Below are 21,849 nucleotides of genomic sequence, written 5' to 3'. Positions count from 1 at the left end.
TATAAGTTGCCTTTACGCTTAATTGAGGTATAATATACGCTGATGAATAAGCTAAAGATTAATAATTCAAAAATTGTATCTAAGGACAAGATACCCCAACTCCTAAGCGAAGGGTGGCATGAGACGGATTTACATGTTCACACGTATTATTCTCACGATGTTTTGCCTTCAAAATTCTTGGATCCCCTTACGCTTTATGAAAAAGCTCGCCAAAAAGGCATGAAATTTATTACTTTTACCGACCACGATACTATGGATGCCTATGACCATATTGGTTGGGATAAAGAGGGGTTGGTGCCGGGCGTGGAAATAAAAATAAAGGATATGAAGAATGTCGGGCATTCCATACATGTAAACATATATGAATTAAATAAAGTCCAATTTAAAGAACTGATGGAAATAGCAAAAGTCAAAAAGGATATTTTTGCTTTCGTATCGTATTTAAAGGAAAAAGATTTGCCTTTTGTTTACAACCATCCTTATTGGTATGACCACGGAGAAAAACCCAATTTTAGGGTTGTCCATAAACTGCTCCAGTTGTTCCCCGTTACCGAATATAATATGCACAGAGTTTGGCAGAAAAATGCACTTGCAATGAAACTTGCGGAAAAATATTCTAAAGGAATTATTGCCACGACTGATACACACGTTGGTGATATCGGTATGGCTTCCACTTTTGCTAAAGGTGAGACTTTTAGGGAATATTTCCAGAATATTGCCGAGGGCAGAGTTTATTTAAACCCGAAAGATTTGACAACTAAAATGCTAAGGGATGAAATCTCTACTTGGGTTGAGCTTATTTTTAGTTTGGATGTAGTTAGATTGGAAAAAGTGGTTCATACGCAAATTCGCGCACTGAATTATTTTATAAATTGGTTTCTGCAGGGAGCATTTGAGGATTATCCGCTTGTCAGAAAAGCTGCGGAACGGTTTTTTTCATCGCTTGCAAAATCGGGCGCTCCTGCATTCTGTTATTTGGAACTTCAAAATGTCCTTGTTTACAAGATGAATAGGCAACTTAGAACTGTAGAAAAAATTTAAAATGGCCCATGTTTTTGTGTCTCCCCTGTCTTGGGGTTTGGGGCATGCCACAAGAGATGTTCCCATAATCAAAGAACTTCTCAAACACAACCACAAAGTAACTATCGCTTCAAGCGGTCCTTCTCTTGTATTCTTACAAAAAGAATTTCCGCAGTGTAGATTTATCTATTTCCCTGATTATCCTCCACCGTATACAAAAAGTCGTTTCTTTATTGCAAAATTTACCGCATATATTCCAATTATGATTCATGCCATCCGTGTTGAAGAAAAGAAAGCACGGCAGTTTTTTAAGGAAAATAAATACGATTTAATAATAAGTGATAATAGATTCGGCGTATATTCTCCTGATGTTCCTTCTTTTCTTATCTCTCATCAGTTGCGCTTTAGCGCTCCTAAAGTTTTATCATTTGCGGAACAGTGGGCGCAAAGTTTCAACAGCCATTTCCATAAAAACTTCACAAGGGTTATTGTTCCCGACAATAGTCCCGATACGGTATCATTGAGCGGGACTCTTTCACTAAATACAAGAAAAGCAACTCAAGAGCGAATATATTATGCAGGGATACTTTCAAGTATAAGGAAGATAGATGTAGCCGAAGATATAGATTTTTTAATAAGTATTTCAGGTCCGGAACCACAGAGGACGATACTTGAGGAAGTGATGATGAAACAGGTACAAAAACTCCCAGGCAAGAAAATGGTGCTTTTAGGCAGACCTGCCGAAGATTTTGAATATAAGATGCCTGAATTTACTACCGTTAAATCTCATGCGGGACGCGAAGAAATGAGTGTTCTTATGAACCGCGCAAAATTCATAATAAGCCGTTCAGGTTACACGACAATGATGGAAATAGCTGAATTAGGAAAGACAAAATGCCTTTTTATACCGACCTCGGGACAGACTGAACAGGTTTATCTGTCGCAATATTATATGGAAAAAGGATGGTTTTATTCAAAAAGCCAGTACTCTCTTGATATTCTAAGAGACGTGGAAGAGGCAAAAAAATATTCAGGTTTTCCACCAATGCAAGGTTCGCAGTCAAATGCCGAAAAGTTATACAAAGAACTGTTCGCGCCTTATTTGAGAAAAAATTAGAACCTGCATTTTTTTATGTTTTGTTGTAAAATATGACGTCAAAAATGTAAAAAAGAGGAGAAATTATGAATAAAAAAAATAAGAAAAATAAAATTATCATCGTTATTTTGTTTTTTCTTGCGGGGATAATAGGATTTGGGAACCAAGCGCAGGCGGCCAGCAACCTCGTTCAAATTACCGCTACTCCATCTGACGTAACAGCAGACAACTCCACAAGTTATACTATTGCTTTTAATACATCAGGCACAATTCCCAATAATGGAAAGATAACCATTCAATTCCCTGCAGGTTTTGATGTATCCGGCGCTTCTTTTATTTCTTGGACGGGTTTTGACGCAGGACAAAGTTTGACCGTAGCTACCCAGACAATAACAATCACCAGAGACGGTCTTGGGACTTCTTCCATTGGCGGAGCTAAAACCATTGTCTTGGGAGATATTATTAACACTTCTACCGCCGCAGACAATTACCAGGTTATAGTAACCACTAAAAATGCCGCTAACACAGCTTTAAACGGGCCCACAGATACAGTCTATTTCCAAATCTTCGATTCCCATTCTGAAACCAATATTGATGGAATATATTATTTGAGAGACGATATCAAAACGCATTATCAAGGTGGGGGGAGTATACTTTCTGGAAATGATGTTGGCACTTTTTCCAGAACAGCTCCAACTTCTAACGAAAATAGAAATTGCAACAATTGGATCCAATTCTATTTTGATGAAAACGGAACTTATACTCAGGCAAACCAGATATCAAATATTTATTACCATATTTGGTGGATAACTTCCGATAGCCAAGGGATACTGGGTTATGATAAAACAGGCGTTTATAGCCCTACTACTGATGAATGCTTTACCATAAACACTGCTGACTCTCCCAATAAAGTGGTAAATCATGATCTTTATGCTGGGAAACAAACCTTCGCTGAACCTCAATCTATTTTCGGAAACGCCATCTATAATTTTGGAATAAAATTTTCGGTTAGCTCCCCAGTAATAATTTCTTTTCCTGATAGATCCTCATTTATAATCATCAATTTACCTGATAATATTGATACTTTGGGAATAAGCCAAGATGGCAATACTGATTATGACGAGGACGGATTAACTGACTATGCTGAACTATTCACCTATTACACCAACCCCTATGACGCAGACACTGACGATGATGGTTGGAACGATAAGTATGAGGTTGACAGCAATCTAAACCCGATTGACCCTGAAAGCGCGCCAACTTTTGGCAAATGGCTTATTAAGCAATATGATGGCGTAGCAGCAGGTGATAGTTTCGGCTGGTCCGTCTCTTCTATTTCAGACATAGACGGAGATGGTAAAGACGATGTTTTAGTCGGAGCTTGTAGCACTGCCCCCGGCGGTCTTGTTAATGCCGGCTCTGCCTACATCTACTCTTCCAACACAGGTAGCCTTATTAAGCAATATGATGGCGTAGCAGCAGGTGATAGTTTCGGCTGGTCCGTCTCTTCTATTTCAGACATAGACGGAGATGGCAAAGACGATGTTTTAGTCGGAGCTTATGGGGCTGACCCAGGCGGTCTTTCTAGTGCCGGCTCTGCCTACATCTATTCTTCCAACACGGGCAGCCTTATTAAGCAATATGATGGCGTAGCAGCAGGTGATTATTTCGGCTATTCCGTCTCTTCTATTTCAGACATAGATGGAGATGGCAAGGACGATGTTTTAGTCGGAGCTTATAGCACTGACCCCGGTGGTCTTTACAACGCCGGATCTGCCTACATCTACTCTTCCGACACGGGCAGCCTTATCAAACAATACGATGGCGGAGTTATCAATGATAATTTTGGCTACTCAGTCTCTTCCATCTCAGACATAGACGGAGATGGCAAAGACGATGTCTTGGTGGGGGCTCGTTATGCCGGCTCTGCCTACATCTACTCTTCCAACACTGGTGAGCTTATCAAACAATACGATGGTATAGCGTCCAATGATAGTTTCGGCCGCTCCGTCTCTTCCATCTCAGACATAGACGGAGATGGCAAGGACGATGTTTTAGTCGGAGCTTATGTCACTGACCCTGGCGGCCTTTTTGGTGCAGGATCTGCTTACATCTACTCTTCCAACACTGGTGAGCTTATCAAACAATACGACGGTATAGCGCCCAATGATAGTTTCGGCTACTCAGTCTCTTCCATCTCAGACATAGACGGAGATGGCAAAGACGATGTCTTGGTGGGGGCTCGTTATGCTCTTTCCGATGCCGGCTCTGCCTACATCTATTCTTCCAATAATGACTATATATCTCCTCAATCCTGGTCTAAAGCCAGTTCCAATAATAATTCTTTTGACCTTGATGACTATTTTATTGACCCCAACAACTCAACCATCCCCGCCAGAAACCAGACAGTAACATATACAGCTTCAACTTTAGACAATCCATATATAAACGTATCAATTGATGCTGACAATAATGTCTCTTTCTCCCAACCGGTTTGGTGGTCAGGAACAGAAACAGTAGTTTTTACAGCTACCGACTCCACAGGTCTATCTTCAACATCCAATACTGTAATCCTGACCGTAATCGGAGAAGAAGGAGGAGATGACGATGAAGTAAAAGATTATTGTTTCATAGCAACAGCAACTTTTGGAACTCCGCTGGCTTCTGAGGTTAGAGTTTTGAGCAGGTTCAGAGACAGCTACCTGCTTACTAATCCTGTTGGTGAAGGTTTCGTAGCCACTTACTATAAAGTGTCTCCGCGTGCGGCTCTATTTATAAAAGAGCATCCAGTATTAAAGAAAGCAGTAAGAAGCGTATTAAATCCTTTAATCTGGCTATCCCAAAAAGCAGTTGAGTAGTTAATTTTTTTCTGAACACTGTACACTGACCACTGAATACTGTTTTCTGACCTCACAGCGTTCTTCTCATCTTGGAAGGCAGGATTCCCAGTTGCTCCCTGTATTTAGCTACTGTACGACGCGCGATTTTATATCCTTGTTTATTGAGAAAGTCTGTCATTTTCTGGTCGGATAACGGGTGAAGGTGGGATTCCTTTTCAAAAAGTGTTTTTATTAAATTTTTTACGTTTCTTGATGCTGTTATTTCTGTTTCATCCTCAAGTAAATCGCTTGTTTTGGCTAACCCGCCTGAAAAGAAATATCTAAGTTTAAATATTCCCCGCGGTGTTTCTATGTATTTTGTGGATGTTACTCTACTTATGGTTGAAGAGTGTAAAACTGTTGCTTCAGCAACGTCTTTTAATGTCAAAACCTTTAAATGTCCGGCTCCTTTGTCTAAAAATTCTCTTTGTCTTTGGACAATATAAGATGTAACCCTGTAAATCGTATCCTGCCGGTGTCGAATGTTCTTTAGTAACCACTCTGCGCTGGTTAGTTTTTCTTTTATGTATTTTGTTGTCTTGTCGGTTTTTTTGCTTTCTTGCAAGAGTTTTTTATATGACGGAGTTATTTTTAAAATAGGTAGTTCCTTTTCGTTGACAATAATTTTGTAATCATTACCTACTTTTTTAACGATAACGTCGGGGACTATAAAATTAAATTCGGTAGAAGCATATTGTCTGCCGGGTTTGGGTTCTAATTTTTCTATGATATGTATTTTATTCCTTAACTCTTCATCCGATATTTTTAAAGAAGATGTAATTTTATGATATCTCTTGTTTGCCAAATCGTCTATATGTTCATTGATTATTTTTTCTAATAAAGCGTCATTCCTCCCTGTTTTTTGCTGGTCAGGGTAGGCAGGCGTTTTTTCATCTCTTAATTGCAATAGAAGACATTCCTGCAGGTTCCTTGCGGCGACTCCGACAGGATCAAAACCCTGAATTATCAAAAGAATTTTTTCTATTTTTTCTTTATTGGTATCAAGAATGTGCGCTATTTCGTTTATGTCGGCTTTTAAATACCCGTCATCATCTATGTTTGCGATAATGGTTTCCGCAATTTCTTTATCTAGGTTTTTTAAGTCGGTTTCTTTTAGTTGTTGAGCCAGATGGTGTTGTAAAGATATGGGCTTGGTTATAGAACTTTCGATATAGTTTCTTCTTTCTCTTTCTTCTTGCGTATATTTTTTGGGCGATTTTGTTATTTGTAGATATTCATCCCATTTGCTGTCTAATTCTTTTGTTTCTTCGTTTTTTTCTTGTGATGTTTCTTCTGTTTCATTTTTGTCTTTTTCTTCGTCTAATTGTTCTTGGAGCAAAGGATTATTTATTAACTCTTCCTGCATCAAAGCTTTTAGTTCAAGTATCGGAAGTTGCAGAATGTGCATAGCTTGCCTAAGTTGAGGCGTCATGATAAGTCTTTGTTGCAGTCTTTGTTGGAGTTTTTGTTGTATTTCCATAATGTTAATGATTTAAAACGGATAATATAATTTACTCTCTACCTATTATTATAACTATAACAACCAATAATTGGCAATCCGAACTCAACCAGGGGAAATTGTAATAGCAGACACTCCACTTGTCATTCCCGCATAGGCGGGAATCTAAAATAGTATCTACGAAAAAAATCATCATTGGATTCCTGCTTACTACATGCAGGAATGACAGCTTACAAGAATGGATTCCCGCTTGCTACATGCAGGAATCGGGGGTTTTTATCCCCAATAGAAACACTTGGGGATAAATCTATTTATGATGAAGTGTGTCATTCCCGAATGTTTTTATCGGGAATCTATTTTATGACGAAAGAATGGATTCCTGCTTACTACCTGCAGGAATGACAGAGAAAGGGAGGGGGGAACGGCAGAAGGGACTAATTATTTTTTCTTTTAAATATTGGTGGGAGTATTTTTTTGTGCACAGATTCTTTTATCATTTTTTCAACTAATTCTTCTTGCGTACTATTTGCAGGTTTTTTATTTTCTAAAAGATTTTTTAGCGCATTGTCCAGTTTTTCATAAGTTATACCAAGTTCTTTTTCGTCGGTTTGTCCTTCCCATAGGTCTGCGGACGGAGGCTTGTCGATTATTTTTTTGGGTACATTTATATATTCTGCTAATTTGAACAATTCTGTTTTGTATATATCTGCTATAGGCATAAGGTCAACTGCTCCATCTCCGTATTTTGTAAAATATCCGACATTATATTCCGATTTGTTGCTTGTTCCAGCAACAAGATAATTAAACTTATTTGCAAAATAATAGAGCGTAGCCATACGAAGGCGGACTTTTAAGTTGGAGTGCGATGTTTTGTTTCCCTCAGGAAGAATAGATAAAAACATATCATATGCAGGAGTAAGGTCTATATATTTAGTGGGGATTTTTAAAAATTCAACGGACAACTTGGTGTCTTCCGAAACATTCGGATTAGGATGGCATGGCATTAGTATTCCCAGAACTTTTTCTTGTCCCAGCGCTTGTTTACATAAAAATGCGGTTATTGTGGAATCCAATCCGCCTGAAAGTCCCAAAACCACTCCATCTTTCCCTGCTTTTTTTATTTCTTCTTTAATCCAAATACTTATTTGTTCAATTAGTTCTTGCATGGTGTAAATATTAAAATGTAAAAATCAAATAGCAAAATGACATATCAAAATTTAAAATTTTTAATTTTGCATTTTAATTTTTAAATTTATAATATGGAATAGTATCTATCCATTTCATAGGAAGTAACTTGGGCTCTGTAATTATTCCATTCTATCTTTTTGTTTTCCAGGAATTTATTGAAAACATGGTCTCCCAGAGTTTCTTTTACAAGTTTGCTTTTGCTTGTAAGCAAAACAGCTTCGTATAAGTCGCCGGGTAGGGTGTCTATGCCTAACTTTTTCCTTTCTTCTTTGCCTATTTCGTATACATTTCTTTCTATCGGAGTTTTGAGTTTATATCCTTTTTCCATACCTTCAAGTCCCGCAGCTAACATTATAGAAAACGCAAGATAAGGATTACAAGCGGGGTCGGGCGCGCGGTATTCTACTCTTGTCGATTTTTCTCTGCCGGGTTTATACATTGGTATCCTGATTAAATCAGAACGGTTTTTTTGAGCCCATGATATATAAATCGGCGCTTCGTATCCCGGAACTAATCTTTTATAAGAATTTACCCATTGATTGGTTATAGAGGTTACTTCCTGCGCGTGCTTCATCAACCCGGCAATGAAATCCCTTGCGATTTTTGAAAGATGTAACTTGTCATTTTTATCAAAGAATACATTTTTTTTGCCTTTGAACAGCGACATATTAATGTGCATTCCACTACCGTTTTCCCCGAAAATTGGTTTGGGCATGAAAGTGGCGTAAACTCCATTTTGCAATGCTATCTCTTTTACTACGAGTCGATAAGTCATAACTGTGTCAGCCATTGTTAATGCGTCTCTGTATCTTAAATCTATTTCATGTTGAGAAGGTGCTACTTCGTGATGGGAATATTCAACGGGTATGCCCATTGATTGCAACGCTATTACTGTTTTTTTTCTTAAATCGCTTGCTATGTCCATTGGAGTCAGGTCGAAATATCCTCCGAAATCAATTGGCTCTGCTTTTGGTTGCGAATTCTTGAAATAGAAATATTCAAGTTCCGGTCCCACATAAAAAGTGTATCCCATGTCTTTGACCTTTTTTAATATTCGTTTTAGGACATAACGCGGGTCTCCGTCATAAGCCGAACCGTCGGGGTTTTTAATGTCGCAGAACATTCTTGCGACTTTTATATCGCTGGACGGTCCCCATGGAAGGATTACAAAAGTGTCTGGGTCAGGTAAAGCGACCATATCGCTTTCGTCTATTCTTGCAAATCCTTCTACTGAAGAGCCGTCAAAACCCTTGCCTTCATATAAAGCTTCTTCCAGTTCATCTATGGTAATGGCAAAACTCTTTAAAAATCCCAATATATCGGTAAACCATAATCTTATGAATCTTATCTTTTCCTTTTTTGCTAATTTTAAAATTTCCTGTCTTTTATCCATTTTTCCTCCCGTGGTAATCTTTATATTATATATGATTATACAGATTTTTGAACTTTGAAAACAATTATTCTAAAAAACCGTCTATTTTTACATTGCAGTTTGGGCATTTTTTGTTTTTGACGATATTTTTAATTACTGAAAAGCCTTGCCTTTGGATCAGTAAATTTTTACAGTTATAGCAGTAAGTGTTTTCGTTTTCATCTATCGAGATATTCCCTGTATATACATATTTTAATCCTTTATCCATACCTATTTGTCTGGCTTTTTTTAAGGAAGATACCGAAGTATGTGCAATATCCGTCATAAGATAATTTGGATAAAAAGCTGATATATGCCAAGGGGTTTCTTCTCCAATGTCTTTTATAAAATCGGCTATATCGGCGATTTCTTCGAAAGAATCGTTTACTTTTGGAATAATCAAAGTCGTAATTTCAACCCAAATTCCTAATTTTTTCATCAGTTTTATACTGTTTTTTACCGGCTCTAATTTCCCCCCGCAGATTTTTTTATAAGTTTTTTCTTTGAAAGATTTTAAATCAACATTACACGCATCTAAAAAAGGAGCTATTTTTTCCAAAGGTTCGCTGTTTATATGACCGTTCGTGACAAAAATATTTTTTAAACCTTCCAAGTGCGCAAGGACTGCGCAATCATAAGCGAATTCATAAAAAATTGTCGGCTCAGTATAGGTGTAAGCAATGGATTTGCAATTACTTTTAATAGCATTTTTTACGATTTCTTCGGGAGTGGTGTTTTTTCCTCGAATAGGAGATTTTTTATCTAATTGTGATATTTGCCAGTTTTGGCAGTTGCGGCAGGAAAGATTACAGCCGACAGTCCCTATTGAGTATGACGAAGAACCGGGCAATATGTGGTAAATCGGTTTTTTTTCGATTGGGTCTATATGTTCGGCAATAATTTTCCCATATACGAGTGAATAAAGTTTCCCGTTGATATTTTCCCTTACATTGCATTGTCCTCTTTCCCCTGGCTTGATTTGGCAGTTATGCGGACATAAAAAACATGTTACATTTTTATTCTCCGTTGCATTATAAAACCAAGCTTCTTTCATGCCATACAGTATAGCAATTTTGCAAAAAACATGAAATTATTTAACAATTCCGGGCATAGGTTTTAAATAATATATTGTAAGCAAATAAAAAATTCTGATATAATTCAATGTAGTTTCTTTTTAAATTCTAAAAAAGGGAGGATAGAATGTCAGACATTGAACAGAAAGTAAAAGACATAATTGTTGAACAATTAGGAGTTAAAAAAGAACAAGTAACCGAAAACGCTTCTTTCATTGATGATTTGGGAGCCGATTCTCTAGATACGGTGGAATTGGTAATGGCGTTGGAAGAATCATTTAACATCGAAATTCCCGACGAAGAAGCGGAAAAAATTCGCAGTGTAGGAGAGGCTATAACCTACGTAAATAACCATAATAAATAACAATTCTATAAAAGGATATCAGGATATCGGAGCATCAGTAGGTAGAATATCAGGAAATCAGGATGTCAGGTGTTTTTATCCTTGTCTGATGCCCTGATATCCCGATAACCTCTTCCTGATATCCTGATAAACTGGATCCTAAAAATATGCAACCAAAACGTGTAGTTATTACGGGAATGGGATGTGTTACGCCTATTGGCAACAATGTCAAAGAATTTTGGGCTTCACTTCTGGAAGGTAAAAGCGGAATACGAAAAATAACCTATTTTGACGTTTCCTCTTATACTTCCCAAATTGCAGGCGAAGTGAAAGACTTTGACCCAAGCGCTTATATAGACGCCAAAAATGCAAGGCGTTTAGATAAATTTGCGCAGTATGCAATAGTTTCGTCTTATATGGCGGTTGAAGATGCAGATATTGATTTAGAAAAAATAGACAAAGAAAGAGCTGGTGTGATTTTGGGTTCGGGAATTGGTGGGTTGCAAGTTATAGAAGACCAGCATTCCATTCTTTTAGAGAAAGGACCTTCAAGGGTTTCGCCGTTTCTTATTCCTATGCTTATTGCTGACGAAGCGCCTGGGTTAATAGCAATTAATTTTGGATTCAAAGGCCCTAATATGTCTATTGCAACGGCTTGTGCTTCCGCTTCTCACGCTATTGGAATATCTTTTAGAGCAATCCAGCGCGGGGAATCAGATATTATGATTACCGGCGGTAATGACGCCGCTATAACAACCTTGGGTTTGTCTGGTTTTGGTCAAATGAAAGCGTTATCAACACGCAATGATTCGCCGCAGGAAGCATCCCGCCCTTTTGATAAAGACAGAGACGGTTTTGTTATGGCTGATGGTAGTGGAACATTAATTCTTGAAAGTTTAGAACATGCCCAAAAACGAGGTGCTCGTATATATGCTGAACTTGTTGGTTTTGGAATGACTGCGGATGCTTATCATATAACGGCTCCTGACCCCGAAGGCGAAGGCGCAAAATTGGTTATGGCTAAAGCGCTTGAAAACGCTAAAATAAATTTATCCGAGGTGGATTATATAAATGCGCACGGAACTTCTACGCAATACAACGATAAAATAGAAACACTTGCAATCAAAAAACTTTTCGGCCAAGATGCTTATAAAATCCCCATTTCTTCTACTAAATCAATGACCGGACACATGTTAGGGGCGGGGGGAGCTGTTGAGCTTATCGCTTGTGTGAAAACAATAGAAAATAATGTTATTCATCCCACTATCAATTATAAAAACCCAGACCCTGAATGTGATTTAGATTATGTTCCCAACAAAGCAAGAGAAAAAGAAGTAAAAGTTGCAATTTCAAGTTCTTTTGGTTTCGGCGGACATAATGCTTGTTTGGCGGTAAGGAAATTCGAAGGATGATAATACAATTCAAAAATCAAAATGCAAAGTGCAAAATGACAAATCAAAAATCAAAATCAGAAAAATTTTTAAAATTTTAATATGCAACTTTAATATTTAATTTTTGCATTTTACATTTAAAAGGGGGGAAACCAATGGATTTTAGTTTAACCGAAGAACAAGAATTAATGCTTGCAGAAGTAAAAAAAGTTTGCAAAGAAAAAATTGCGCCAAGAGCCGAAGAGGTTGAAAGAGAAGGAAAATTCCCTAAAGAAAATCTCAAACTTTTATCGGATATGGATTTATTGGGTTTGGTTATACCTGAAGCATACGGCGGTTTGGGGATGGACTTTATGACATGGTCATTGATAGCCGAAGAAATATCCAAAGCCTGCGGAACCACGGGGCTTTCTTTCGGGGCAAATCTTTTATGTGTATATCCTCTTATGACATTTGGCACTGAAGAACAAAAAAAGAAATATCTTGTTCCTCTCGCAAAAGACGGGGTAGGCGCTTTTGCGCTTACAGAACCTGAAGCTGGTTCGGATGCGGGAAATGTTAAAACAATAGCAAAAGAAGACGGCGATTCATACATCCTAAACGGCAGAAAAATATTCATAACAAATGGCGGAGAAGCTTCCACATTCATAGTCATCGCTACTACCAGACCTAATAAAGGCGCAAGAGGCTTTACAGCTTTTATAGTAGAAAAAGGTACTAAAGGCTTTTCCGTAGGACAACATTTTGACAAAATGGGATTTGCAGGTCTATCAAATGTGGAATTAGTATTAGACGATTGCAGAGTTCCTAAAGCCAATATTCTTACTCAGGAGGGTAGAGGTTTTAGAGTTGCGATGGAAACCTTTGATGTAGGTAGAATCGGAGTGGGCATAGGTGCATTGGGCGTTGCAGAATCCGCATACGAAAAAGCACTCCAGTATTCTAAAGAAAGAATCCAGTTTAATAAACCAATATCATCCTTCCAGGCAGTTCAGCACATATTAGCTGATATGGCTACTGAAATCGAAGCGGCTAAACTTCTTCTATATGAAGCCGCCTGGCTTAAAGATAACGGCAAGCCGTTTGAAAAAGTTGCTTCAATGGGTAAACTCTATGCTTCCGAAGTCGCAATGAATACAGCAGTCAAATCGGTTCAGGTATTCGGCGGCTCGGGCTATATGAAGGATTACGCCGTAGAACGGCTTATGCGTGAGGCAAAACTTTTTGAAATCATCGAAGGCACATCACAAATCCAGCGGAACATCATTGCTAATTATATACTCAAGGGAAAATAGGGAGGAATGAAAATTTCCAATTCCCAATATCTAATTTCTAAACAATACCCAAATCCCAATTCAAGAAAAATCACAAAATATAGCATTTTACGCAAAAAACTACTGTTTTCGAGCATTTTTTAGCAAAAACTAACAATTTTTAATCGAAAAGCGTGAATTTTGATAAATTTATAAGTAAAGACGCAATCAATATTTAAGCAAAATATTCGGATTTTTGACAGAAAACACTCGTTTTTATGCAAAAAATAGCAATTTATGATGAAAAATGAGGGTTTTTAGAGAAATATGGGATTGTAAGAGATGATACAAGAGACTAACTGTTTTGGTACTTGGAGCAGGTGCCAGTACAGATTTTAACTTTCCAGATGGTGGAGAACTATTGGGAAAAATTCGTATTCATCTTCAATCTGATTTAGAAGGGTGGGTTTATATTCCAGAACAATCAGGAATAATGTTAAAAGATTATACCGCGATAATTGGCGGAAGAGTTTTTGCCAGAAAACCGCCTAACAGAGCCCCGATACAAACGGCTGAACCGTTAATGACATTAGGATAAGATACGTATCTTGTTCTTTTTTCAGGCATAACCGCATCATATATGAAATTAAATACCGACAAGTTATATCCTTGCCCAGATAAAACAGGAAAACAACTGTGTTAAAATCAGATAAATCACATTATGCGAAAAAAGCCACATAATCGGGACTATGGGGACGAACAAAGATGTAAATCTTATAACTCTCATATTCCCGACTATATCGGCATGCCTGTCCCGACAGCAAGTATACCTATTTGAGCGTTTGTGGTTTTTAGTACTAAGGCAAACGGAGTGATATATTGTTCTGTAAAACCCACAAAAACAGAACAGAATGTCCCTTCTATAAATGAATTCCTTAAACTTTGTCTTACTTGCACGCTAACTTTTAATGGGAGGGACCTGCCGTTTTTATTCATAGTAATGCGAAATTATATCAAAACTAATATTTGATGAAGCGTTTTTTTAATTACAGGTTCTAACCAGATAAAAAAGAATTTTACATATCAACTTTTTTGATATAATATCTCCACTATGAACACAATTGTCTGTATAAAACAGGTTCCTGACAGTGAACATATTCAGGAAGTAACAATAAATCCCGAAACTAATACTCTTGAAAGGAATAAAATCCCAGCAGTCATAAATCCGTTTGATGTAAATGCAATAGAAGAAGCAATTCGTATAAAAGAAAAACATGGTGGCAAGGTAACTATTGTTACAATGGGGCCTCCGCAGGCAGAAGAAGCTCTCAGGACTGCTTTGGCAATGGGCGCGGATGAGGCGATACTTCTTACTGATATGGCTTTTGCGGGCTCGGACACTTGGGCCACTGCCAAAACGTTAGCGAAAGCTATTGAAAAAATAGGCGGGTTCGATTTGGTTATTTTCGGTAAACAGGCGATTGACGGAGATACTGCGCAAGTAGGTCCCGAAGTCGCAGAGGCATTGTCGCTTCCACAAATTACTTATGTCAGTAAATTGGATATAGAAGATAAAAAAATAAAAGGAAGAAGGACGGTAGAAGACGCTTATGAAGAAGTTGAAGCTTTAATGCCTTGCGTAATCACGGTTACAAAGGATATAAATGAGCCGCGTTTTGCTTCGATAAGAGGAATCCTTAAAGCGAAGAAAGCCGAAATTATAGGGTGGGGTAAAGACGATTTGGGGATGTCAGATGAAGAAACAGGGTTAAATGGCTCTGCTACTCAAGTTATAAAAATATTTTCTCCGCCTCAAAGAGGGAAGGGAGAAATGATTGAAGGCGTTTCTGCAGATGAAAAAGCGAACAAATTAGTCGAAAAATTAAGAGAAGATAGGATTATATGAAAAAGGAAATACAATAGATATACTGTGGAAATATATAGAAATACGTTGTGAAAAAGCAATGTATTTCTCTGTGTTTCGGTTATATTTCTATTCAATTATTTTAAATAATGAGGTGAAAAATGTTCATTTCTATGACCGGTTCTGCAACGCGAAAGGTCCCGTCAAAATGGGGGGATTTCACGTTTGTCTTAAGTAGTTTCAATCACCGCTTTCTTGAAATAAGTACTCATCTGCCGGATGAACTTAGAAGCGGAGAAGTCGACATACAGAGGCTTATAAGAAATAAAATAGCAAGAGGTCAAGTTAATTTCCATTTAGAATGGGAACATGGAGGAGAAGAAAAAAGTTTTCGTGTAAATACCGCGCTCTTAAAGAATTATCATAAAAGTCTAGAAGAAGTTAAAAGAAAACTGGGTTTGAAACAGGAAGTAGGTTTGTCTTTATTGATGCGGTTGCCTGATGTGCTTATTTATAAAAAGACATTTTTAAATAAAAATTTATGGTCGTTTTTGAAAAAAAACATAAATATTACATTGGATGGGTTGACTAAAGTAAGAAAGAAAGAAGGAGCTGAACTTCATAGGGATATTAAAAAACGCATAAATGCTATTGCAAAAGCCGTTAAAGAAATTAAAAAGGAACTTCCGTCAATTCTTAAACAATATAAGGGTAAATTAGAGAATAGGATTTCTAATCATAAAAATAACGGACTGAAGGAAAAGATAGCGCAGGAAGTTATGATTCAGGCGGGAAAAGTAGATATCACGGAAGAAATGATAAGAGTTTATTCTCATTTGAAAATGTTTGTCGAGGAAATAAATAAAAAAGTTAGTTCCGGTAAAAGGATGGATTTCATATCGCAAGAAATGCTTAGAGAAATAAACACTATGGGTTCCAAAATATGCAATGCGCCCATTTCTTCAAAAGTGATTCATGTTAAGACGGAATTGGACAAAATAAGAGAGCAAATCAGAAATGTTGAATAAAAGGATGATTATGCCCTGCAATTCAAAAAGAATTGCGGGTACTTAATCTCGGAAATCCTCCGGATTTCTCGGGGCACTGATTTTAACGATAAGATTACACAGATTATTACAAATTAAAAAAGATGTAGTGGTCGAGCTTGCTCGGCAAACTTTTACCTATGACTAAAGAACAAAAAAGTGGGATATTGATTGTTTTCTCATCGGCTTCGGGGGCAGGAAAGACTACTATTGCCAAGGAAATCGTCAGGAAAGACCCAAATTTAACACTTTCGGTTTCTTATACTACTCGTTTACCACGACAGGCAGAACAGCAAGGCAAAGACTATTTTTTTATCAGCGAAGATGACTTTGAAAAGATGGTAAAAGAAGGTAAGTTTTTGGAATGGGAAAAAGTTCATGATGCATTCTATGGGACATCATACAAGTTTGTTCAGGAAAAATTATCTTGTGGTAAAGATGTTATTTTGACAATTGATGTAAAAGGGGCAAAACGCATAAAGAAAAAACACCCTGATAGCATTTCCTTTTTCTTCCGCGTGTCTTCTGTTGAAGAATTAAAAAAACGGCTTATAAAAAGAGGTACGGAAACTGAAGAATCAATCGCGAAAAGAATGGAGATTTCCGACTGGGAACAGAAGCAGGCAAAAGATTATAACTATCATATTCTAAATGATAAAATTGAAAATGCGGTTAATGAAGTTTTATCCATAATAGAAACGGAAAAAGAAAAAAAAGAAATACTGTAAATATAAATTGGAAATAAATAGAGATACATAAAAATACGCCCGCCTGCTTGCGAAGCGGGCAGGGTAGATATACAATGGATATATGATGGAAATGAATAGAAATACGTGGTAGACAGGCAATATATATCAACATATTTCCAAGTATTTCGACTTATATCAAAGTTTTACTTCCATGTATTTCGATTATATTTCTTAATACTTACTTTTGTAGATAGATAAATGAAAAAAATAGCTATAATTGCCAATTTGGCTAAAGAAAAAGTTTCGGGTGTAGTGCTAAAACTCGTCAAAGAAATGGAGAAGAAAAATGTTGTAATTTTTCTTCTTAAAGAAGCTGCGGAGCATATAAAAAGAAAAGATTTAAGAGCGGATGAAGCAAAAATAAGAAAAAATGCTCAAGTTTTAATAAGTCTGGGCGGGGACGGTACACTGCTTAAATCGGCAAGAATTGTCCAGGACGCTAACATCCCGATACTTGGCGTAAATATGGGCGGTCTGGGATTCCTTACAAAAATAACTTATAAAGATTTAAATAAAGCCTTAACGCTTTTGTTTCAGGGAAAGTATTCTATTGAAGAAAGAAGTATGCTAATTATTAAAGCATCGAAAAACGCTAAAAACCCTGAACCCCCCGATATCGTCGGAGCGGGAGAGCAAGCTCGATTCAGGGCAAGATTAGTTGCTCTTAACGATGTTGTTCTTTCAAAAGGTTCTTCTACGAGAATTGTTGAATTGCAAACTTTTATTGACGGGAATTATCTGACCACATTTGCATCTGATGGATTAATTGTATCTACTTCAACCGGTTCTACAGCGCATTCTCTTTCTTCCGGAGGGCCGATAATTTATCCTTCCCTGGACTGTATTTTGGTTGTTCCAATATGTCCCCATACTCTTTCGCATAGGCCTATTGTTGTTCCAAAGCAAAGTAAAATAAAAGTAAAAATATTGACGAAAAATCCTGTTGATTATACAGTTGACGGTCAACCGGGAGGCAGACTTGAAAAAGGCGGCGAAATTGAGATAGAATCAGCGCCGTTTAATATTTCACTTGTAAAATTCAAAGAAAAAAGTTTTTATGAACTTTTAAGGAAAAAGTTAAAATGGAGCGGATATTCCGTGGCAAAATAATAATAAATAATTCCTAATTTCTAATATCTAATTCCCAATGAAATATCCAATGTCAAATTCCTAAATTAGATGTTTATCTCATTAGAAATTGGAAATTGGGTATTGGGAATTTAATTTTGAAAATATGACTATAACCGAAAAAATATTAGCTTTTCATTCCGGACAGAAGGAAGTAAAACCCGGACAGTTTATACTTGCCGATGTTGATATTGCGCTTGGCAACGATATAACCGCGCCATTGGCTATCCAAGAGATAGAGAAGTTAGGTAAAGAAGCACTTCCTCATCCCGAAAAAGTTGTATTGGTTGCTGACCATTTTACTCCTAACAAAGATAAGGAATCAGCAAATCAGTGCTTAAAGTTGAAAAATTTTGCTCAAAAATTTAATGTAAAAAATTTCTTCGAATTGGGTTGCGGCGGAATTGAACACGCGCTTTTGCCCGAAGAGGGCTTTATTATGCCCGGACGACTTATTATCGGAGCCGATTCTCATACTTGCAGTTACGGTGCATTAGGGGCGTTTGCAACAGGAGTGGGGAGCACGGATTTAGCTTTTGCAATGCTTTCAGGCAAAGTTTGGCTGAAAGTTCCTGAAAGTATAAAATTTATTTATAACGGAAAATTAAACAATTGGGTAACATCAAAAGACTTGATACTTTATACAATCGGGGAGATAGGTGTTGACGGCGCCGACTATAAAGCTATGGAGTTTGAAGGAGAAGCTATAAGGAAACTTTCGATTGATGCGCGCCTTACTATGTGTAATATGGCAATTGAAGCCGGCGGAAAAAGCGGAATAATTGCTCCCGATGAAATTACTCTTGAATACCTAAAAAGTATTAAATCCGAAATCTCCTCCACTACTACAACGGCGGACGGGCGAAATCCGAAATCCGAAATGCAGTTGCATAAGAGCGATAAAGACGCCAAATATGTGGATATAAAGGAATATGATGTGTCAGAAATAGAACCGCAAGTTGCATTTCCTCATCTTCCGTCCAATACCAAATCGGTTTCGCAAGCTGGTAATATTGAGCTTGACCAGGTTGTTATCGGCTCATGCACAAATGGACGGTTAGAGGATTTGAGAATTGCAGCTGAAATTTTAAAAGGTAAAAAAGTTCATCCATATACAAGAACTATTATTATACCTGCTACACAAAAAATATATCTTAAAGCCTTAAAAGAAGGTCTTTTAGAGATATTCATCAATGCCGGAGCGGTTGTTTCTCCTCCGACTTGTGGTCCTTGTATTGGCGGACATATGGGGGTTTTGGCAAAAGGCGAGAAATGTCTTGCTACGACAAACCGCAATTTTGTAGGTAGGATGGGGGATAGCCAAAGCGAAGTTTATTTAGCCTCTCCTGCTGTTGCTGCCGCTTCTGCGGTTAAAGGAAAAATAACGCATCCTGAAGAAGTGATGAGTGTAAAATGAGTATTTTAAAATTCGAAGCACGAAACAAATACGAATGACAGAAATTCAAATTGTCTAAACTATTGTTTGGTCCCGACGTTATGTCGGGATGTTTAGGATTTGAACGAAATTAATTCAAAGATTGTAGAGTTAAGGAAAATGTTAAGAGGTATTTCATCTAAACTGACCACTGGTCACTGAACACTGACTACTATGATAATAAAAGGAAAGATTCATAAATTCGGAAATAATATAAATACTGATGAGATTATTCCTGCGCCATATCTTGTTACGACGGATATAAAAGAATTGGGCAAACACTGTATGGACGGAATAGACTCGTCTTTTGCGACAAAAATACACCCCATTAGAAGTCCAACCGATGTGTCGGATGGCAGTTCCAACAATAGGTCGGAACTTACTTCTAACGGGGCAAAGGCAGGCGATATTATTGTTGCAGGCAGGAATTTCGGGTGTGGTTCTTCTAGAGAGCATGCGCCTTTGGCTATTCAGGGGTGCGGAGTGGCTTTGGTTATTGCGCAGTCATTTGCCAGAATATTTTATAGGAATTGTGTAAATGTGGGACTTCCGATTCTTATATCAGACGAAATTTATAAAAGCATAAATCCCGATGATGTTTTGGAAGCCGATTTATCCAAAGGGGAAATTAAAAACATAACTCAAAATAAAACCTTTCGGGTATCAGCATTTCCTCCGCTTTTACAAGAAATAATAGAAGCTGGTGGGTTGATGAAGTGGTACTTGAAAAATGGTAGCTGTTGAATTGTAAATGATTAGTGAATCTTATGTCATTTCGTGTCATTGCGAACGAAGTGAAGCAATCTCATTTTAGATTGCCACGCTCACTATGTTCGCTCGCAATGACAACTGAAAGATTTTCTCCGAAAAAGATACTTTTCCTCTTGACACTCGGATTAAGTATATGTTATATTTGCACAACGCTATTTGAAAACCCCGTTTTTGTTTCGGGGATAAAAAGTGCGTTTTAACATCCCTGGTGCCTTAAATTCAGGCAAGAAAGGAGGTGAAAGAGTAACATTAGCCGCTAAGGATGCCGTAAGGGGTGAAGGATAGATAGAAAGCTCTCTGACATTAGGTCAGAGGGAAAAATAGATCAGAAGAAGGGAAACAATTCTCGACGTTATGTCGAGAGAGTTCAAGCTCTCTTTAGTAACGAAGGGAAGGAGAGAAAAAAAGATGAAACATAAGTTATTAACAGCAGTGTGTGCTTTGGCTTTGGTATTAAGTTTTTCTTTTAGTGCCACAGCTGCAGTACAAAACGTACAAGTAGGCGGAGACATCGAAGTTAAAGGTATCTATCAAAGCGCTTACGATATTGTCAATGAAATAGAGTTTAACAATGTTACCGTCTATGACAACAATGGATTTGGTGGAGCAGCAGACGGTACTGTACACGATTATCTATCTCAGACTGTTCGCTTATATGTGGATGCTTCTTTGACAGATAATGTGGAAGCCTATGTTCGTTTAATTTATGTGCAAGATTGGGGTAACATGGTAAACAACGACGACATAGAATTAGACCTCGCTTACATAACACTAAACGACATATATGGTTATCCGTTCAGTCTAACAATTGGTAAACAAGAACTGCTCTATGGCGAAGGATTCTTAGTAGGTGATGGAGTTCGTCCTGGTACCATAGATTCTCTTGGTACTGTTTATCAGTATGATAATCGCAAAGCATTCGAAGCTATTAAGGCAGTATGGGACTATGAACCGCATCAGATAGACCTGTTCGTTGCCAAGATAATCGAAGGTGCTGCTGTCGCTCCAGTTGCAGTTGCTGCACCTGTTGCTCCTTGGAGTAATGGTGTACAACCTGTAGATTCCGATGTGGATCTCTATGGACTTAACTGGAACTATGACGGCGGAATGTATGGTTTGTGGGATCTCGGATTGTTCTATGCTCGGTCCAATATTGTTGTAGCTTCTGATGGCGAAAATCAGACATGGGCTTTGAGTCTCCGAGGTGAAGGAACGATTCCTCAGATTAATGTCGGCACCTTAGCTTTAAAAGGTGAGATAGTAAAAGAATGGGGAACAGTTGAACCTGGTATGCAACCAGTGACTGCTGCCACCGGTGACATCGAAAACCTAAATGCATGGGGTGGCTATGTCGAAGGTGAATATACCTTTGATAATGTCTATGCTCCGTATCTTGGTTTAGGTTACATATTCATGAGCGGTGACAATGATGATAGCGATGCAATCGAACAGTTCAATCCTCTTTGCGAGGATGAGACATATGGTCAGATTGCCGAAGTCATCTATTCACAGCAGTATTGGCAGGGAACTGGTGATACTTCAATGACAAATGCCAGTATTTGGAAGCTTTCAGCAGGAGTCAATCCTACTGAAAATACAACACTTGATCTTACTTATTACAGCTTAAGTGCATCTCAGCCTATATGGGCATGGACTGGCGATGCAGATGACCAGAATCAATATATAGGTTCTGAATATGACGTAACTTTTAATTATAATTACAGCGAAGATGTCACATTCGGA

General features: G+C 37.7%; 19 protein-coding genes. 14 read left to right on the top strand and 5 right to left on the bottom strand.

Annotated features, from left to right (window positions below; all coding sequences use genetic code 11):
• Positions 1-42 precede the first annotated feature (42 nt).
• The 3 genes from KAS42_00965 to KAS42_00955 all read left to right on the top strand — a co-directional run bounded on the left by KAS42_00965 (position 43) and on the right by KAS42_00955 (position 4,974).
• Positions 43-1,041 carry a PHP domain-containing protein gene (locus tag KAS42_00965; GenBank protein MCK4904802.1) on the top strand — a complete coding sequence of 333 codons (999 nt, stop codon included), beginning with the start codon at positions 43-45 and terminating at the stop codon, positions 1,039-1,041.
• Position 1,042: 1 nt separating this feature from the next.
• The gene (locus tag KAS42_00960) at positions 1,043-2,137 is read left to right on the top strand and encodes a hypothetical protein (GenBank protein MCK4904801.1); all 1,095 of its coding nucleotides are present in this window, start codon (positions 1,043-1,045) and stop codon (positions 2,135-2,137) included.
• A 65-nt stretch (positions 2,138-2,202) separates the two neighbouring features.
• Positions 2,203-4,974 (top strand): FG-GAP repeat protein, encoded by a 2,772-nt coding sequence (locus KAS42_00955; protein MCK4904800.1) that lies wholly within the window; start codon positions 2,203-2,205, stop codon positions 4,972-4,974.
• A 52-nt stretch (positions 4,975-5,026) separates the two neighbouring features.
• Here the strand turns inward: KAS42_00955 and rpoN are convergent, their stop codons facing one another.
• From rpoN to amrS, 4 genes are all read right to left on the bottom strand, one after another.
• Entirely contained in the window at positions 5,027-6,475 is a 1,449-nt protein-coding gene (rpoN, locus tag KAS42_00950; protein ID MCK4904799.1) for an RNA polymerase factor sigma-54, read from the bottom strand.
• A gap of 413 nt (positions 6,476-6,888) precedes the next feature.
• Positions 6,889-7,620: an NAD+ synthase gene (locus KAS42_00945; protein MCK4904798.1), complete on the bottom strand. Its 732-nt coding sequence runs from the start codon at positions 7,618-7,620 to the stop codon at positions 6,889-6,891.
• Positions 7,621-7,706: 86 nt separating this feature from the next.
• Positions 7,707-9,035: a glutamine synthetase gene (locus KAS42_00940; protein MCK4904797.1), complete on the bottom strand. Its 1,329-nt coding sequence runs from the start codon at positions 9,033-9,035 to the stop codon at positions 7,707-7,709.
• A gap of 64 nt (positions 9,036-9,099) precedes the next feature.
• Positions 9,100-10,107: an AmmeMemoRadiSam system radical SAM enzyme gene (amrS, locus tag KAS42_00935; protein ID MCK4904796.1), complete on the bottom strand. Its 1,008-nt coding sequence runs from the start codon at positions 10,105-10,107 to the stop codon at positions 9,100-9,102.
• 146 nt (positions 10,108-10,253) lie between these two features.
• Here amrS and acpP point away from each other — a divergent pair, with 146 nt between their 5' ends.
• From acpP to KAS42_00915, 4 genes are all read left to right on the top strand, one after another.
• Entirely contained in the window at positions 10,254-10,490 is a 237-nt protein-coding gene (gene acpP / locus KAS42_00930; GenBank protein ID MCK4904795.1) for an acyl carrier protein, read from the top strand.
• A gap of 146 nt (positions 10,491-10,636) precedes the next feature.
• Positions 10,637-11,881, top strand: a complete 1,245-nt coding sequence (fabF, locus tag KAS42_00925; GenBank protein MCK4904794.1) for a beta-ketoacyl-ACP synthase II — start codon at positions 10,637-10,639, stop codon at positions 11,879-11,881.
• 134 nt (positions 11,882-12,015) lie between these two features.
• Positions 12,016-13,155, top strand: coding sequence for an acyl-CoA dehydrogenase family protein (locus KAS42_00920; GenBank protein MCK4904793.1), 1,140 nt, complete (start codon positions 12,016-12,018; stop codon positions 13,153-13,155).
• Positions 13,156-13,534: 379 nt separating this feature from the next.
• Positions 13,535-13,711 carry a hypothetical protein gene (locus KAS42_00915; GenBank protein ID MCK4904792.1) on the top strand — a complete coding sequence of 59 codons (177 nt, stop codon included), beginning with the start codon at positions 13,535-13,537 and terminating at the stop codon, positions 13,709-13,711.
• Between the two features lie 197 nt (positions 13,712-13,908).
• Here KAS42_00915 and KAS42_00910 read toward each other — a convergent pair whose 3' ends face one another.
• Positions 13,909-14,109 carry a hypothetical protein gene (locus KAS42_00910; protein MCK4904791.1) on the bottom strand — a complete coding sequence of 67 codons (201 nt, stop codon included), beginning with the start codon at positions 14,107-14,109 and terminating at the stop codon, positions 13,909-13,911.
• 115 nt (positions 14,110-14,224) lie between these two features.
• Between KAS42_00910 and KAS42_00905 the strand changes: the two genes are divergently transcribed.
• The 7 genes from KAS42_00905 to KAS42_00875 form a co-directional block, all read left to right on the top strand.
• Entirely contained in the window at positions 14,225-15,019 is a 795-nt protein-coding gene (locus tag KAS42_00905; GenBank protein MCK4904790.1) for an electron transfer flavoprotein subunit beta/FixA family protein, read from the top strand.
• A gap of 119 nt (positions 15,020-15,138) precedes the next feature.
• On the top strand, positions 15,139-16,005 hold the full coding sequence (locus KAS42_00900) for a YicC family protein (GenBank protein MCK4904789.1): 867 nt from the start codon (positions 15,139-15,141) through the stop codon (positions 16,003-16,005).
• A 158-nt stretch (positions 16,006-16,163) separates the two neighbouring features.
• Positions 16,164-16,751, top strand: coding sequence for a guanylate kinase (gene gmk, locus KAS42_00895; GenBank protein MCK4904788.1), 588 nt, complete (start codon positions 16,164-16,166; stop codon positions 16,749-16,751).
• Between the two features lie 219 nt (positions 16,752-16,970).
• Positions 16,971-17,882, top strand: coding sequence for an NAD(+)/NADH kinase (locus KAS42_00890; GenBank protein MCK4904787.1), 912 nt, complete (start codon positions 16,971-16,973; stop codon positions 17,880-17,882).
• A gap of 124 nt (positions 17,883-18,006) precedes the next feature.
• Complete coding sequence (leuC, locus tag KAS42_00885; protein ID MCK4904786.1) at positions 18,007-19,317, top strand: 3-isopropylmalate dehydratase large subunit; 1,311 nt, start codon at positions 18,007-18,009, stop codon at positions 19,315-19,317.
• A 192-nt stretch (positions 19,318-19,509) separates the two neighbouring features.
• Complete coding sequence (locus KAS42_00880) at positions 19,510-20,079, top strand: 3-isopropylmalate dehydratase small subunit (GenBank protein ID MCK4904785.1); 570 nt, start codon at positions 19,510-19,512, stop codon at positions 20,077-20,079.
• 435 nt (positions 20,080-20,514) lie between these two features.
• A partial coding sequence (locus KAS42_00875; protein ID MCK4904784.1) for an alginate export family protein occupies positions 20,515-21,849 on the top strand: 1,335 nt, incomplete at its 3' end.

The organism is bacterium, assembly GCA_023135785.1.
In the GTDB taxonomy this organism is placed as follows: domain Bacteria; phylum CAIJMQ01; class CAIJMQ01; order CAIJMQ01; family CAIJMQ01; genus CAZNJA01.
The sequence above is the reverse complement of the archived record's forward strand: the minus strand, read 5'-3'. Positions and strand labels throughout refer to the sequence as shown.